Here is a 14,203-nt window from a genome sequence, read left to right as displayed (position 1 = left end):
TACTATCGCAGACAACAGCGCTGTTTGTTTGCCTCGCATAAGATTGACCGCCGGATAACGCATGAAACTACCAGACCACCCCTTAGAGCCCGAAATCAGCCCGATCGCGCGCGATGAATTCGCCATTATCTGCCAGTCCAATCTGCTCTCGTATGTGGCGGGGTTTGTGGATGTGCTGGGGTTTGTCGCGCTATTTGGGCTGTTTACCAATCACGTGACGGGCAATATCGTGATGATCGGTGGCCTGCTCACCACCCATGCCGATGGCCTTATCCCCAAGCTGCTGGCGATCCCCGTGTTTGTGATGTGCGTAGCGCTGTGTCGCCTGGTGGTCCTGTACTACCAGCGCCGCGGTCAGCAATGCTGGCGCCTGCTGTTTTGCACGCAAATGCTGTTTTTGCTGCTGTTTATGGTGATCGGCCTGTCTGCGCTGCCCATTACGGATCCGGATGCCCCCATGGCGATTCTCGCTGGCATGATGGGGGTGGCTGCCATGAGCATACAGAATGCGCAGGCACGCCTCATCAACCCGGGCCAGGTGCCCACCACCATCATGACCGGCAATATCACCCAGGCCGTGATTGATATGGTCGATATCCTCAGTCGCGATGTCACGCATCGCGATACCGCGCTTAAACGCCTCAAGATCATCGGCCCCGCCATCTTTGCCTTTATGGCGGGCGTGGTAACAGGTGCTTATGCGTTTCTCTATGTTTCGTTTTATGCGCTGGTGGTGCCCTTGGTGCTGCTGGCTGGCCTCGTGTTGCACGCCTCTTTGCGCCGGGCATAAAAATACCTGGCAACGTTACCGCTGCCAGGTATAACCCCTTGCGGAGTATTTCGGCATGAAGTGAGAGAGGTCATGCCGCGTGATTCATACTACTCAGCCTCATCCGCAAACAGTATCGGGAGTTGTCCGAGATGCTTGTCAGTGTTTCGCCTAGGCTTGGGTTTTGCCGCGGGGCGAATGGCCGACTCCGCTACCGGCGGCAGATTGCCAGCCGCCTGCTCCAGCCATCGTGCCAATACCCGCACAATATACGCTTGCTGATCCGCCGTTAACGCGCTGCCCTGGGCTATGCCATGCCACTCCGCCAGACAGCCGCGGCAACAGCACGCCGTGGCATGCTGCGCAATAAATACCGGATGCCCGCGAAACGGCGTTTGCTTGCCATCACGCGCAGGCAGTGCCGCAGCCAACCGGTTCGCCACGATCTCCCCCGCGTGCTGCATCACCACTGGCAAGCCCTTGTCACGCAAATACACCTGCTCCTTGAGCCCAAGCTTGAACTGACGGCGAAAAGCCGACTGTTGCAAACGGTCAAACAGAGCATCCAGTGAGGGCATTCATCTACTCCGGCAAGTAATGTGAGCGGTGGCCAAGCCGATATGCAGCTTGTGCTGCGGGATTCAGCGATTAACGCGTATAATTGCACTCTTGCAAACCGAATGACAATCCCCATTGTCATAGTGTTGCAGATGCAAAACCAACAGGGGCCGACCAGGTTTCGACGTGGGTTGCAAAGCAGTGCAGGGCATACCGAGGCCTAGTCACCTCGTAAATAAACTAGAAAAAGTATAGTCGCAAACGACGAAACTTACGCTTTAGCCGCTTAATCCCGGCTGAACGCTGCACCGAAGAGCCTCTCGGTCGGGCGGGGTAAAACCCGCAGCAGCGTCATATAGAGAGGATCGTGCGCTATTGGGTTACTTAATAACGCATTAAATCCAAGGTAACTCGCTTGATATTTGCTTGCTCGTTGGTGTGTATCAAGTTAAATCAAACAACACAGCTAAGTATGTAGAACTGTCTGTGGAGGGCTTGCGGACGGGGGTTCGATTCCCCCCGGCTCCACCATTTAAGGATGTATAGTAGTCTAAAGCAGTACAAAGCAAGATGACGTAAGATAAAAAGCCCAATGGTAAACGCTATTTGGGCTTTTTTATTTTAGGCGAATTGTTTTTAGTTAAGATGAATGATCGTGTGTATATCCAAGGTGGTTTTTCATTTTGGAAATCAGAAGAGGTAGCGGAAAAGCGCCCGCGATTATTGGGAAAGGGGGAGCTTAGCAATCATTACTTGGCTCGAAATGCTGGATGATTGTAATGCCTAAATAGTGGATAAACATAACTTACTATATCGCCTGATATTTTTTATTGTATGCATGTTTAGCGTTAGTGCTGCTAATGCTAGTGATCTCATCGCGCAGCGCGAGTATCTGCGGGATGCAGCCGGTACCTTGACCATTCAAGAAGTCTCTCAGCTTGATTTTGAATCGGCTGCACCTATCCTGACCAAAGGATATAGCCATGCAGCGCATTGGCTTAAAATAAAAGTACTGCCGAGTAAAGAAAAAAATATTGAATTACGTATACGCCCAACGTATTTGGATGAGATAACGCTTTATTACCCTGATTCAAAGAATCCTGATTTATGGATAAAGCGAGTGACAGGCGATAAGTATGCATATGAGAATCGTGACCGGAATTCCGCTTCGCTAGGGTTTATTGTTCCAGGAAGTTCGGAGAGTAAAACCTATTATTTGCGATTGCAGACCAGCAGTAGTGCTTTGTTGCATGTGCAGGCATTGCCGCCGGCTGAGGCTAGGGTTAATGATCTGCGGCAAGATATTTTCATGATGATCTATCTTGGCTTTATGCTTTGGATCACATTCTGGGCGGTTGAGGATTTTTTCAGAAGACCGGATAGGCTGACAGGGTTTTTCATTATTTATCAGTTGGTATATTTTAGTTACTCACTGGCAATTACGGGCCACATCGCACCGTTTATTCCCCCAGATTCAGCATGGTTAAATGATGCTGTTACCAGTTTTCTTGTACTGACAAATGTGTTTATCAGCATTGTTTTTTACTATAGTTTATTTGCACTTTACTCTCCACCGAAAATACTTCTGCGTCCGCTGATGGCCTTGTGCATTTTTTACCCATTGGCTGTTTATGGCTTAATGCACGGTTATGCGATGGAGGTGCTGCAGGCGAATGCGCAGATAGTGTTGATCGCTGCAGTATTGTTTGTTTTCCTTGCCTATACCACGACTAAAGATGCGATTCCAAGTCGCATAACTCTGAGAGTCATCTGTACTTTACAAATGATCTCGTTGCTTCTTTCAATGCTTCCTTTGCTGGGCTGGGTTCCTGCTACCGAGTGGAACTTGAGTGCGACCTTGATTCATGGATTAATTTCCGCTTTGCTCATGTATTTCATTCTGCATACGCGTTCGGCAGCGATTACTAAAACTGCAAAGCAGGCAAAAGCTGCATTGCAGCTGGCGGAGCAGGCTCTGGTATTTGAGCGGCAGAAAAGGGATGAACAAAGTTATTTTATGGCAATGATCACGCATGAGCTGAAAACGCCTTTATCTGTCATCCGTATGTCACTGGATGCCATGCAGGTGAAAAATCCATTGAAAAAACATACGGATCAAGCGGTGCTGGATGTTAGCAATATCATTGATAGCTGTGCGCAGATCGATAATCTGGAAGGCAATGCTATTCCTGTTTCAAAGAGATCTTGCAATGTGATTTTGATAATCGATGAGCTGCGCCAGGAACTGGGTTACCGGGACAGGGTACATATCTCTGCTGAGGCGATTGAAGAAATAGTGACCGATCGATTTTTGTTACGGATCGTGTTCAAAAATCTTCTGGAGAATGCTGTCCGATATTCGCCGCCCCATTCCATGGTGAATGTGCGAGCTTCTTGCAAAAGAAATCTATACCCCAAGCATCTATGTGTAATTGTTGAGAATGAGATGCTGGCAAGCAATACCCCCGAAATAGATAAAATTTTTGATAAATACTATCGGGCACCAGGCGCAAGACGCTATACCGGATTTGGCCTGGGTCTGTATATATCAAGGAAGATAGTCAGCCTGCTTGGGGGCGAGCTCATGGCTGACATTAAAGATCAGAAAATAATATTCCAAGTATGTCTACCAACCTGAATATCGTGGTAATTGAAGACCATGATGCCTTGCGCGACGTGACTGTTGCTGCGTTGGCTGGCCATGGTCACAAGGTCATCGGCCTGGAGTGTGCCGAGGCTTTGTATGAGCGTAAGGATATCGAATGGATAGACCTCATGATCATCGATTTAAACCTGCCCGGCGAAGGTGGTTTAAGCCTCACTCAGCGCATAAGGAATGTGTATCCCAATATTGGCATTATTATTGTGAGCGCAAATAATCTGGCGGAGCATAAACGGCTGGGTTATGACAGTGGGGCGGACATTTACCTTACAAAACCCACTTCGCTTGATGAGTTAAGCTCGGCCGTCAATGCCCTTGCCCGAAGATTAAAGCAGTCTCATAAAACGAATACCTCAAGCCCCCAGATTTGCCTGCGATCATTGACTTTGCAAGGGGCTGGAATGGTAGTGCAAATCAGCCAGCATGAAGCCTCCGCCCTGATTGCCTTTGTGCGCGCTGCGGATCATCGACTTGAATCCTGGCAGTTACTGGAGCTGATGGGGAGTCATGGCAGTGAGTACACCAAGGCTTCGCTCGAAGTGGCCATCGTTCGGCTGAGGAAAAAACTCGTCCAAGTTGGAGCCGCGCCTCATCCTATCAGGGCTATCCGTAACTATGGCTATCAGCTATGCGAGGAGCTTGGGCTCGCTGATTGAGCGCTTTACGATTGTCATGATTATTTAACACTTGTAGGTTTTTGTAGGTTTTAACTTAAGCGGCTTTGATAGCATCCCCCCATAAACACCCTTAATCACGAGATCGCACGGGGCGAACTCAGTGCGTTATGGGAAATAAAAAATACTTGGGGGAAGTTCAAATGCATACAGCACGGAAATCAGCCTTTCGCGTAAGTCAAAAGGCCACTATCGCTACCATGGTGAGTGTTTTATTCTCATCGAATATATACGCCCACACTTCGTCTGTCGGCTATGAAAATGCGGGCGCAGGCGCTGTTACCTTCTGGTACGGCACTTACCATTCCGGTGTCAATTTTACTGAAGGCAGCCTGGAAGTCACCGGACCCAATAGTTATTCTGTCACCACTCCTTTTACGTTATTGGTCACCAACAAGCCAGCCGGTCTGATTGATGGGGTCACCAATTTTTACTCCGATGGAACATCGCTGGTAGGAACGGGCTCGTATAGCAACAGCATTCTTGCCTGGCAAGGATCTACGTTCAGCAACCTGACTCCAGGCACCTATCGATTCACTTATATTCCTATCGGCAGCCCCACTCAAACCTGGGAGCCGATTGACCTCATTATTTTATCCAGTACGGTCGTATTGGATGCTTCCGTTCTGGGCGGAGGCCTGTTTACCCCCAACTCCAACGCAACAAGTGGTGGCGCTGCCGCTGTCCTTGATAGCCTGGTGGGTAATGCTAACGTTCCCATGAGCGATGCCTTGGCGAGCCTCGTAACGTTGTCTGATAAGGATCAGGCAGCCGCATTATCAAGAATTGCTCCCAATACCAGTCAGGCCTCGGGCTTTGCTGCCACCCAAACAGTGACGGGAAACCTGGATACCGTGCAAATGCGCCTGGATACGCTTCGTGCGGATGGGTTCCAAGTGAGCGCGCTAGACCAGTTGCAGTCGGGAAAAATCAAGTTGGCCTCCAATGGTGATTTGTCACAGTTGTTTAATGGAGACAGCAAAAAGTATGGTTTCTGGACCAAGGTGTTTGGCGGTCGAGGCAATCAGGACATGCGATCTGGATTTGCCGGTTATGACATGAGCACGACAGGCATGGCGTTTGGTTTGGACACCTTGCTGGAAAGTAATTGGGTGCTCGGTGGGGCATTTACCTATGCCAACACCAACGTCAATATGAATAATTTTCGAGATGGTGACCATAGCGATATCAAAACCTACCAAGCCACGCTGTATGGAAGTAAAAATTTTGGCAAATGGTATCTGGAAAGCATGCTTGCCTATGCAAGACAAAACTATGAAGGTGCACGTGATACAACCATTACCGGTGTAGCAACGAGTGATTACAATGGTGATCAATGGGCCGCACGTGTAAACGTTGGCTATCCATTTGCTTTGGGTAATCAGGCAAAACTTACCCCTATTGTCGGCATGGAGTGGATTAACCTGCAGCAGGAAGGTTATACCGAAAAGGGCGCTGGCCCGTTGTCCATGAAGTTTAACGATCAATCTGCTGATCGTATTCGTAGCCTGATAGCACTCAAGTTTTCTACTGAGCACGCCTTGAGCAATGGCTCATACCTGATCCCTTCTGTTCAGGTTGGCTGGCGCCATGACTTCAAGAATGATGGTGTTAACACCACCACCAGTTTTGTCGGTGGCGGAACATCATTCAAGACGCCTGGCCAAGAGATTGCTCGCGATACTTACAGCCTGGGGGGAGCCATTCGCTATCAAAAAAGCGAAACCTTCTCCATGTCCCTGCAATTAGATGGGGAACGGGCAAGTGGATACAGTGCTGTCACCGGTCAAGTAATTGGCCAGTGGAAGTTCTAATACCGCTCGGCGGCCAGGCAGCAAAGCCAGTGATGCGGATATAAGAAGACGGCCAAATGCTGTCATTGCTGTAAAGCTGTCAGTATTAGTAAGACTTCATGCTGATGTAAGAAAAGCCCAATGGCCTAGGCCGTTTGGGCTTTTTTTATTTGCCTGATGGTTTAGAGTCACAGCCTTGAAGGTATTTTTTTCAGTATCTTCAAATTGATCATTTCGGATACTGAAAAAAAATACCGTCACTCTTAACGCGGGTGAATTTTCAAATGCTTATCTGACCTTAAGCAAATCCTTCCATTGATGTAGATACCCCGGACTTTTAAGCACACGTCGCATCTGCCAATCCTGCCTGACGCCCTCAGCCGCGGTCTTGACCGTGCCCCGGCCATATTTGGCGTTCACCTGGTCGATCGTCCCCATCAAACGATGGTTTTTACTGTCCTGCTGGCTGAAACCAAAGAGTTCGCGTTGCTGGCCGCCTTCTGCCACCAGCTCCATCAGCATGACGCCGCCTTTGAGGTAGTAAACACCCGGTTGATAAACTTTATTCAGCAGCCATAACGCCGCCTTGGTAATTTGCTGGGTGCTGTTGGTGGGTGAGGGCAGGGCAATCATCTGCTGGCCGCAGTAATAAGGGGCTTCGTCATGCGGGCTATTCTGTATGAACACATACACGGCGTTTGCATATAGCCCTTTTTTGCGCATGCGCTCGGCGGCATTGCCCGCGTGAAAGCTGATGGCGGCCTGAAGGTCTGTTAACGAATCAAGGCGATGCCCAAACGAGCGGGATGACATGACCTGATTGGCCTCGGGCATCATCTGGTCCAACTCAAGCCATACTTCGCCATTCAACTCGCGCACCGTGCGTTCCAGCAGTACGCCAAATTTGTCACGGATACGTTTAGGGTCCGCATGTTTCAGCCGCAGCACGTTAGTGACCCCCACGGCATGTAACCGTCGTTCAAGGCGTTTACCTACTCCCCAGACCGTCGAAATTTCCAACGATGCAAGTAAGTGGTCAAGTTCAGGCACGCTCAAGCTGGTCAGGTCGCATACGCCATCCCATCCAGGCTGTTTTTTTGCGCAGTGGTTGGCCAATTTGGCCAGAGTCTTGGAGTGACCAAACCCTACGCAAATAGGTAAGCCGGTCCATTGCCTGACGGTGTGTTTGATCTCATGACCATACACATTGAGATCGCGCTTGAGACCAGTCATATCCATAAACGATTCGTCGATGGAGTACACCTCGACTCGGGGGCTGAAATGCCTGAGCGTCTGCACAAAGCGATTGCTCATCGCCCCGTATAACTCGTAATTAGACGAGAAAGCGATAGTGCCAATTTGCTCGGCGGCCTCTTTTACCTCAAACCAGGGACGGCACATATACAGCGCAAGCGCGGCCTTGGCTTCCTTGCTTTGTGCAATCACACAGCCATCGTTATTCGAGAGCACCACCACCGGCTTGCCTTCCAGCTCGGGCCTGAATACCTTTTCGCAAGAGGCATAAAACGAGTTGGCATCCGCGAGCGCATACACCGATTTAAGTGGTTGCGGTAATGACATAGGTCACCACTCCCCAGATCATCAGCTCCTGCCCTTCAGTCAGCGTAATCGGCGCATACGTTGGATTCTCCGATAGTAGTTTTACCACCCCGGCATGTTTATAAAGCCGCTTCACCATCAACTCCCCATCCAGCAATACCACGACAATGCTTGAAGAGCGAGGCTTGAGCGCGCGATTTACCACCAGAATCGAGCCTGGATAAATGCCCACGCCAGTCATGGAATCCCCGGTTACCCGGGTTAAGAACGTAGCAGGTGGGTTGGTAATCAGCTGCTTGTTCAGGTCAATCTCGGCTATCTCGTAATCCTGTGCCGGAGAAGGAAAGCGGGATTGCCCGGCCGAAACGGGAATATCGTAAAAAGGCAAAGGGATATGGAATAAATCCTGATCGCTGGCGGAAGGGGTGGTTTTCATGGCTGGCGAATTGTACAATCGTACAGTGGATGCTAACAGTCAGCGATGGTAGTGTCCAGCTTAATAACATATGAATAACTATCGATAAAAATGACCACCAATCAACCGATTATCCGCTGCTCGTGGGCCGAAGGCGACCCGCTGATGCAAACCTACCACGACACCGAGTGGGCTATACCCATCCATGACTCACGTTTGTTGTGGGAAACGCTGATGCTGGAGGGTTTTCAGGCGGGGTTGTCATGGATTACGGTGCTTCGCAAGCGTGAGGCTTTTCGCCAGGCATTTGCCAACTTTGATCCTGTGAAGGTGGCGAGCTACGGGGAGAGTGACATTCTGCGATTGATGGCGAACCCTGGCATCATCCGCGCCAGGGCCAAGATTGAGGCGACGATTCGTGGGGCGCAGATTTACTGTGAAATGGAAAGTCGTGGGGAAAGCTTCCTTGATTTTTGCTGGTCGTTTACGGATGGCAAGCTGATCGAGGGCGATGGTCAAAGCTGGGTGGCGAATTCCCCGCTCTCCGAGCGCATCTCAAAGGAATTCAAGAAAAGGGGCTTCAAGTTCGTGGGGCCGACGATTGTATATGCCTGGATGCAAGCCGTAGGTATTGTGAATGATCATGCGGCGGACTGTTTTTGTCGGAGTAGGAAAACCCCCGTAACGTCTGATTAAGGCCGGCCTCCACCTTCACTGAACTATTGTCCCCGCACACTCAGCTTTGCTGATTTCTCCATCCGCGTCTCTTACACTCCCCCCAGCTAGCCTCGAATACCTTACTCGCTATTGATATTCATAGCGTAGCGCTCTATTGGTTAACTAAAGACCTCGCTCAATGGCGCAGGGCGCTATCCGCTGATCCATCATACGGATTGGTCTCCCCCCTTCGTCAGCCCGCCCGCATTTCATCAAATTGTCATAAATAGTTCATCTAAGGTTTATCTATAAATTGACGATAAGTAGTTGATCCTTTTAATTTCTGTACGTCAATCCTACCTATTAGAGGTTGCATATGCTCTCCAAACTACAGAATTTTCGTGTGGGTACCAGGCTATCCATAGGCTTCGTCGTCATCATGACATTAATGATTGGCAGCTCAGTGTTCGCCGTTTTGCAGGTGAATGATGTAAGCCGAACATGGGAAGGTTTTGAGTCCATAACCTTGCAAAAGCGCGATGCCATCGACACCGCCTCTAAAGGCCTCGCAGATGGGATACATTATTTTAAAAATTACATTCTGCGCGGCGGGGAATACGCGGGTAAATTTGCGCAGAGCATGGCGAATATTGAAAAAGGCATGGAAAGCTATAAGCGCCTGGGTGCGATGTCAGACGAAGAGTCTCTCTTGCTGGAAAAAATCTCAAAGGGTGTGGCCGATTACAAGGCGGCACAGGCGCAGGTCATGCAGCTGAAGCTTGCGGGGACGGATATTGTTACGCTGGATAAATCCGTCAAAGGTGCTGACAAACCCGTGAATGCTGCGCTCGCGGAGCTGCTGGAGCTTAATCATCGTAATACTTCGATTGCTTCAGCCCATATGAAAGCGACGGTAAGTGCCGCCATCAAGTGGGTGGTCATATTGTCGGTGATTATATTAATCATGGGGTTCTTGATCGCCTGGATACTGACCCATTCCATTACCAAGCCATTAAACAAAGCTCTGCAAATGGCAAAAAAAATTTCGCATGGCCAATTGGAAGAAACTTCCATTCCGGTACATCGCGATGAAACGGGTCAGCTGCTGATCGAGATGCAATCCATGGCCAGAACAATTAACACGTTTATCTCGGATGTTCAGCAAATGTCTTTTGCGCACAAGGCTGGCGACATTGATGTGCATGTCGCGGCGGAAAAGTTTCAAGGTGCTTACCAGGCCATGGTCGCAGGGGTGAACAATATGGTCGCCGATCATATTGACCTCAATCGTCGGGCACTCAAGGTGGTGCTGGAGTTTGGCGAGGGAAATTTCAACGCGCCATTAGAGCTCTTCCCCGGGAAGCAAGCCTTTATAAACGACACAATTGAGCAGGTGCGCAATAACCTCAAACACCTGATTGTCGACGTTGATACCCTGGCAAAAGCCGCTCAGGAAGGTAACCTTTCTGTACGCGTGGATGCCGCGAAGCATCAGGGAGATTTCAAGCGGATTGTGGATGGGTTCAACCATACACTGGATGCCGTGATCGGGCCTTTGAATCTGGCCGCCCAATATATCGACGATCTATCCAAGGGAAGTATTCCCAAGAAGATTGATCAATCATTCCATGGAGATTTCGAGCGCCTGAAGCTCAATATCAACCAGTGCATAGATGCCATCAATGGCCTGGTTGAAGATGCGTCATTACTGGCGGCTAGTGCTGCAGAAGGTAATTTGGCGATTAGAGCCGATGCTCAGAAACACTTTGGCGAATATAGAAAAATTGTCGATGGCGTTAACGCCACTCTGGACGGGGTGATCGGCCCATTGAATATTGCCGCCTCCTACATCAGCCAGATATCACAAGGCTCAATACCCAAGTCGATTAATGAGGAATTCAAAGGCGATTTCAACATCATTAAATCCAATTTGAATACCTGTATTCTCGCCATTAATCGCCTTATTCAGGACACCAAAGTATTGGTCGATGCCGCTGAGGATGGCCGCATTTATGTGAGGGCGGATACTCGCCAGCATGAAGGGGATTTCAAGAAAATTGTGGAGGGAATTAACCAAACCCTGCAATTAATTGCGGACCCGATAGTTGTCGTGAAGCTGGCTGCCGAAACCATCAATCAAGGCGCCAGCGAAATATCCAACGGAAACAATGACCTCTCTCAACGCACGGAAGAGCAGGCCAGCTCCCTGGAAGAAACCGCCAGCAGCATGGAAGAGCTGGCCTCTACGGTAAAGCAGAATGCCGACAACGCAAGACATGCCAACGAACTTGCCAATGAAGCCTCCAGTATCGCGGTCAAGGGCGGCGAGGCCATGAGCGAAGTGATTAACACCATGAGCGACATTAACTCCAGCGCGCACCAGATTGAAGAAATTATCAGTGTCATTAATGGCATTTCATTTCAAACCAATATCCTCGCATTGAATGCAGCGGTGGAAGCGGCACGAGCCGGGGAAAATGGCCGAGGCTTTGCCGTCGTCGCAGAAGAAGTTCGTAACCTGGCACAACGTTCATCTACCGCCGCAAAAGAAATTAAAGAGCTTATAACGGCCTCGGTTTCGAAAACGATTGATGGGACAAGGCAAGTGGAAGCCGCGGGAAAGACGATAGATGAAACAGTGACTGCGTTTAAACGCGTGGCACAGATTATTGCCGAAATTGCAGCGGCATCGGCTGAGCAGAGCTCCGGTATCAATCAAGTCAATAACGCGATCACATTGATGGATCAGGTCACGCAGCAAAATGCCGCGTTAGTTGAAGAAGCTGCCGCCGCCGCCGAATCCTTAATGGAGCAAGCGGATAATCTGGTTGGCGCCGTCTTGAAATTCAAGACTGACCCAGCTCAGTCTTCCAATGTGCGTCAATTGAGTTTCACTGCGGGATAATCTTGATTGGAATGCTATGATTACCCTGAAGGCAGTGAAACAATCGATGAGGCTATATATGACTGGGCAAAGGAATTTTCATCTGCCGGAGTTATGGCTGGAAAAAAATATCTGGCGGGCGAATTGCACAGGGTGGCGAGTCATATTATTCAGGAGATGGTCTTAATAAGGCGCATTTGACGCCCGAGGAAATGATTAAGGCATTAAAAACATCGAAGGGTGAAAATTAATTATTAGGATATGAAAAATTTACTTATATTTATATTATTTTTTTTCTCAATAAACATATATGCTCAAGATGAATTTGAAAAATATCCAGCTCCATTGGTAACCGATTTTAAAAAAAATAATCTTGTTGTTTCGAAAGAAAATAGATCAATAAAAACTATCTTAATTAATGCTTATAAACAACCAGTAAACTTTTCTGGAAAATATATTATTTTTACATATGCATGTGGTGGTGGTTGCCTTTATGGTGGGGTGATAGATACAAAGAGTGGAAAAGTAGTGAGCCAACTTCCAGCTATGTATGATACTTCTGACAGTGCTGAATCGGAGTTCGAGATAGTTTATAAAAAAAGTAGTCGGTTGCTTATCATAAGAGGTAGGAGAATAGACAAAGATAGTTTTGAGCTTGGTGCTTTTTCGACTGATTTTTATGAGTTCAAAAACAATAATTTTTATTTGATAAAATCAGAATAAAAAATCCCGTTATAATTTCTAATTTAAAATGGTATATATTCAACTTTATATTGCCTTATTTTTTATATTTTTTTGTACGTTAAATGTCTCATATTCTGCTAATGTTGACGCAATATGGGGTGGGGAGGTTGGTTCATTTTTTTAAAAAAAAGAGATCGTCTTTTGTCTGAAGGTTGGCAACCGAAGAGAATGCATAGAGTAAACGAATATGATTACATTGGGTTTGAGAAATATATTATAAGTAGAAAATTTTATGAGCTTGAGAGTTGTTCTGTAGATAACAAAAGCTTTTTTATATTCAACTACGTTAAAGGTGATAAGTGCTTGCGTATTACAACAGAAGGGGAGGAGTTTAGATCACTCAGGGTAATTAGCATAAGTAGTGAGTGTGCGCCTGATGATGCTCTTTAAGTAATTCGCACTTGATAAATTAATCGCCATTTTATTTGCATACTCATCTCATCGCGTCACCACCGACGCCCACTGATCTCGCATCAATTGGCTATCCAGGCGGCCATCTAGCCAGCTTTGGTAGGCGTTGTTGTCAAACAGCACTAACTCAATCACGGGAAACTCTTCCGCCAGGGCGGCCATGGCCATGCAGTGGGGTTTCCATTGCACGGCGGTGGCGTCTTGTTGTGTGAGCCAGTCGGTTTCGGTGCCGTAGTAGGTTAGGGTGAGTGACTCGGGCATGCCTTGCACGTTGCAGATGTGCAGAAGTTGGCCACGGGCTTCTTCAATCAGCTGGCGTTTGTAGCTGACGAGCTTGCGCAGGGTATTTTCTATTTCGTCGGGGATAGGCTGGGCGTTGCTTTCCCAGTTTTTCCATGTGGCGAGGGGGACGGCGGCGACCATGTAGGCGGCTTCTTGCGGGGTGTAGCCTAGTGAGAGGCGGAGTGCTTGTAGGGTGGTTCCGTTCATGGGGTGATTTTACCTTGTTGCGTGGGCGAATCAGGCTTTTTTGTTGGGGTGATGTCGAGTTGTCATTAAAGTGACGCAAAACTGTAACGCATGCGTGTGGCGCCTTGCTATAGACTTGAGCCCTTGAATTTATGATGTAAATCGGGGGTAGTTATGAAGATGAGTAGTCCGGAGTATTTGGAGCAGGCCAAAAAGCTGAGTGCGGAAGAGCAGGAGCGTTTGCTTTCCAGAATGGCAGGTAAGTTGCCACGCCGTCTGCAAAAAGACAAGCTCAGCAAGGAAGAGGCCCTGGCGATTCAGCTGGAAATCGAGGATGAGCAGCTGCATGAGTGGCGTGCACGCATGCATGCCATCAAGGCTAAAAGCAAGGCGGATGCCGAGCCCAAGGTGAAAGCCAAGTCATCCAAGCAGGCGGTGGAAGAAGCGCCTGCTGCCGTCAAAGCAGCGGTCAAGAAGGCCGTGGCTGAGAAAGAGGCGGTAACGCCTGCGGCACAAAAAGCAGAATCGCCAGCGAAGAAGCCTGCCAGCAAGAAGAAAACATTAAGTTAAATGCGGATTGCCTGAGTACCACTGTGCGACCCGATCAG

General features: G+C 48.6%; 12 protein-coding genes and 1 other RNA gene. 9 read left to right on the top strand and 4 right to left on the bottom strand.

The genetic code is table 11. The annotated features are described in order from the left end of the window. The first annotated feature begins 61 nt into the window (after positions 1–61). Complete coding sequence (locus FNL37_RS08095) at positions 62–790, top strand: YoaK family protein (RefSeq protein ID WP_015829911.1); 729 nt, start codon at positions 62–64, stop codon at positions 788–790. A gap of 89 nt (positions 791–879) precedes the next feature. On the opposite strand, the gene FNL37_RS08090 is transcribed toward FNL37_RS08095, so the two are convergent. Next, positions 880–1,347 (bottom strand): DUF4186 domain-containing protein, encoded by a 468-nt coding sequence (locus FNL37_RS08090; protein WP_159355767.1) that lies wholly within the window; start codon positions 1,345–1,347, stop codon positions 880–882. A 146-nt stretch (positions 1,348–1,493) separates the two neighbouring features. Here FNL37_RS08090 and ssrA point away from each other — a divergent pair. The 4 genes from ssrA to FNL37_RS08070 all read left to right on the top strand — a co-directional run bounded on the left by ssrA (position 1,494) and on the right by FNL37_RS08070 (position 6,477). Then, positions 1,494–1,858, top strand: a transfer-messenger RNA (tmRNA) gene (gene ssrA / locus FNL37_RS08085). Positions 1,859–2,165: 307 nt separating this feature from the next. Then, on the top strand, positions 2,166–3,965 hold the full coding sequence (locus tag FNL37_RS08080) for a sensor histidine kinase (RefSeq protein WP_159355766.1): 1,800 nt from the start codon (positions 2,166–2,168) through the stop codon (positions 3,963–3,965). Next, a complete protein-coding gene (locus FNL37_RS08075; protein WP_159355765.1) occupies positions 3,950–4,645 on the top strand; it encodes a response regulator transcription factor in 696 nt (231 codons plus the stop codon). Before FNL37_RS08080 ends, FNL37_RS08075 begins: the two co-directional genes overlap by 16 nt. Positions 4,646–4,773: 128 nt before the next feature. Beyond that, a complete protein-coding gene (locus tag FNL37_RS08070; RefSeq protein WP_159355764.1) occupies positions 4,774–6,477 on the top strand; it encodes an autotransporter family protein in 1,704 nt (567 codons plus the stop codon). Between the two features lie 267 nt (positions 6,478–6,744). Here FNL37_RS08070 and umuC read toward each other — a convergent pair whose 3' ends face one another. After that, complete coding sequence (gene umuC, locus FNL37_RS08065) at positions 6,745–8,037, bottom strand: translesion error-prone DNA polymerase V subunit UmuC (protein ID WP_159355763.1); 1,293 nt, start codon at positions 8,035–8,037, stop codon at positions 6,745–6,747. Continuing rightward, positions 8,015–8,452 (bottom strand): LexA family protein, encoded by a 438-nt coding sequence (locus FNL37_RS08060; RefSeq protein WP_159355762.1) that lies wholly within the window; start codon positions 8,450–8,452, stop codon positions 8,015–8,017. The genes umuC and FNL37_RS08060 overlap by 23 nt, the downstream gene beginning before the upstream one ends. Positions 8,453–8,542: 90 nt before the next feature. Between FNL37_RS08060 and FNL37_RS08055 the strand changes: the two genes are divergently transcribed. The 3 genes from FNL37_RS08055 (at position 8,543) to FNL37_RS08045 (ending at position 12,695) form a co-directional block, all read left to right on the top strand. Next, positions 8,543–9,127 carry a DNA-3-methyladenine glycosylase I gene (locus tag FNL37_RS08055; RefSeq protein WP_159355761.1) on the top strand — a complete coding sequence of 195 codons (585 nt, stop codon included), beginning with the start codon at positions 8,543–8,545 and terminating at the stop codon, positions 9,125–9,127. A 337-nt stretch (positions 9,128–9,464) separates the two neighbouring features. Continuing rightward, positions 9,465–11,993 carry a methyl-accepting chemotaxis protein gene (locus FNL37_RS08050; protein WP_159355760.1) on the top strand — a complete coding sequence of 843 codons (2,529 nt, stop codon included), beginning with the start codon at positions 9,465–9,467 and terminating at the stop codon, positions 11,991–11,993. A gap of 240 nt (positions 11,994–12,233) precedes the next feature. Next, the gene (locus FNL37_RS08045) at positions 12,234–12,695 is read left to right on the top strand and encodes a hypothetical protein (protein WP_159355759.1); all 462 of its coding nucleotides are present in this window, start codon (positions 12,234–12,236) and stop codon (positions 12,693–12,695) included. 459 nt (positions 12,696–13,154) lie between these two features. Here FNL37_RS08045 and FNL37_RS08040 read toward each other — a convergent pair whose 3' ends face one another. Next, a complete protein-coding gene (locus FNL37_RS08040; protein WP_041362115.1) occupies positions 13,155–13,616 on the bottom strand; it encodes a YdiL family protein in 462 nt (153 codons plus the stop codon). Positions 13,617–13,769: 153 nt separating this feature from the next. Here FNL37_RS08040 and FNL37_RS14100 point away from each other — a divergent pair, with 153 nt between their 5' ends. Further along, positions 13,770–14,165, top strand: a complete 396-nt coding sequence (locus tag FNL37_RS14100; RefSeq protein ID WP_015829921.1) for a hypothetical protein — start codon at positions 13,770–13,772, stop codon at positions 14,163–14,165. Positions 14,166–14,203 lie beyond the last annotated feature (38 nt).

It is taken from the genome of Methylovorus glucosotrophus (assembly GCF_009858335.1).
GTDB lineage: Bacteria > Pseudomonadota > Gammaproteobacteria > Burkholderiales > Methylophilaceae > Methylovorus > Methylovorus glucosotrophus.
This window is presented reverse-complemented; position numbering and strand designations above follow the sequence as displayed.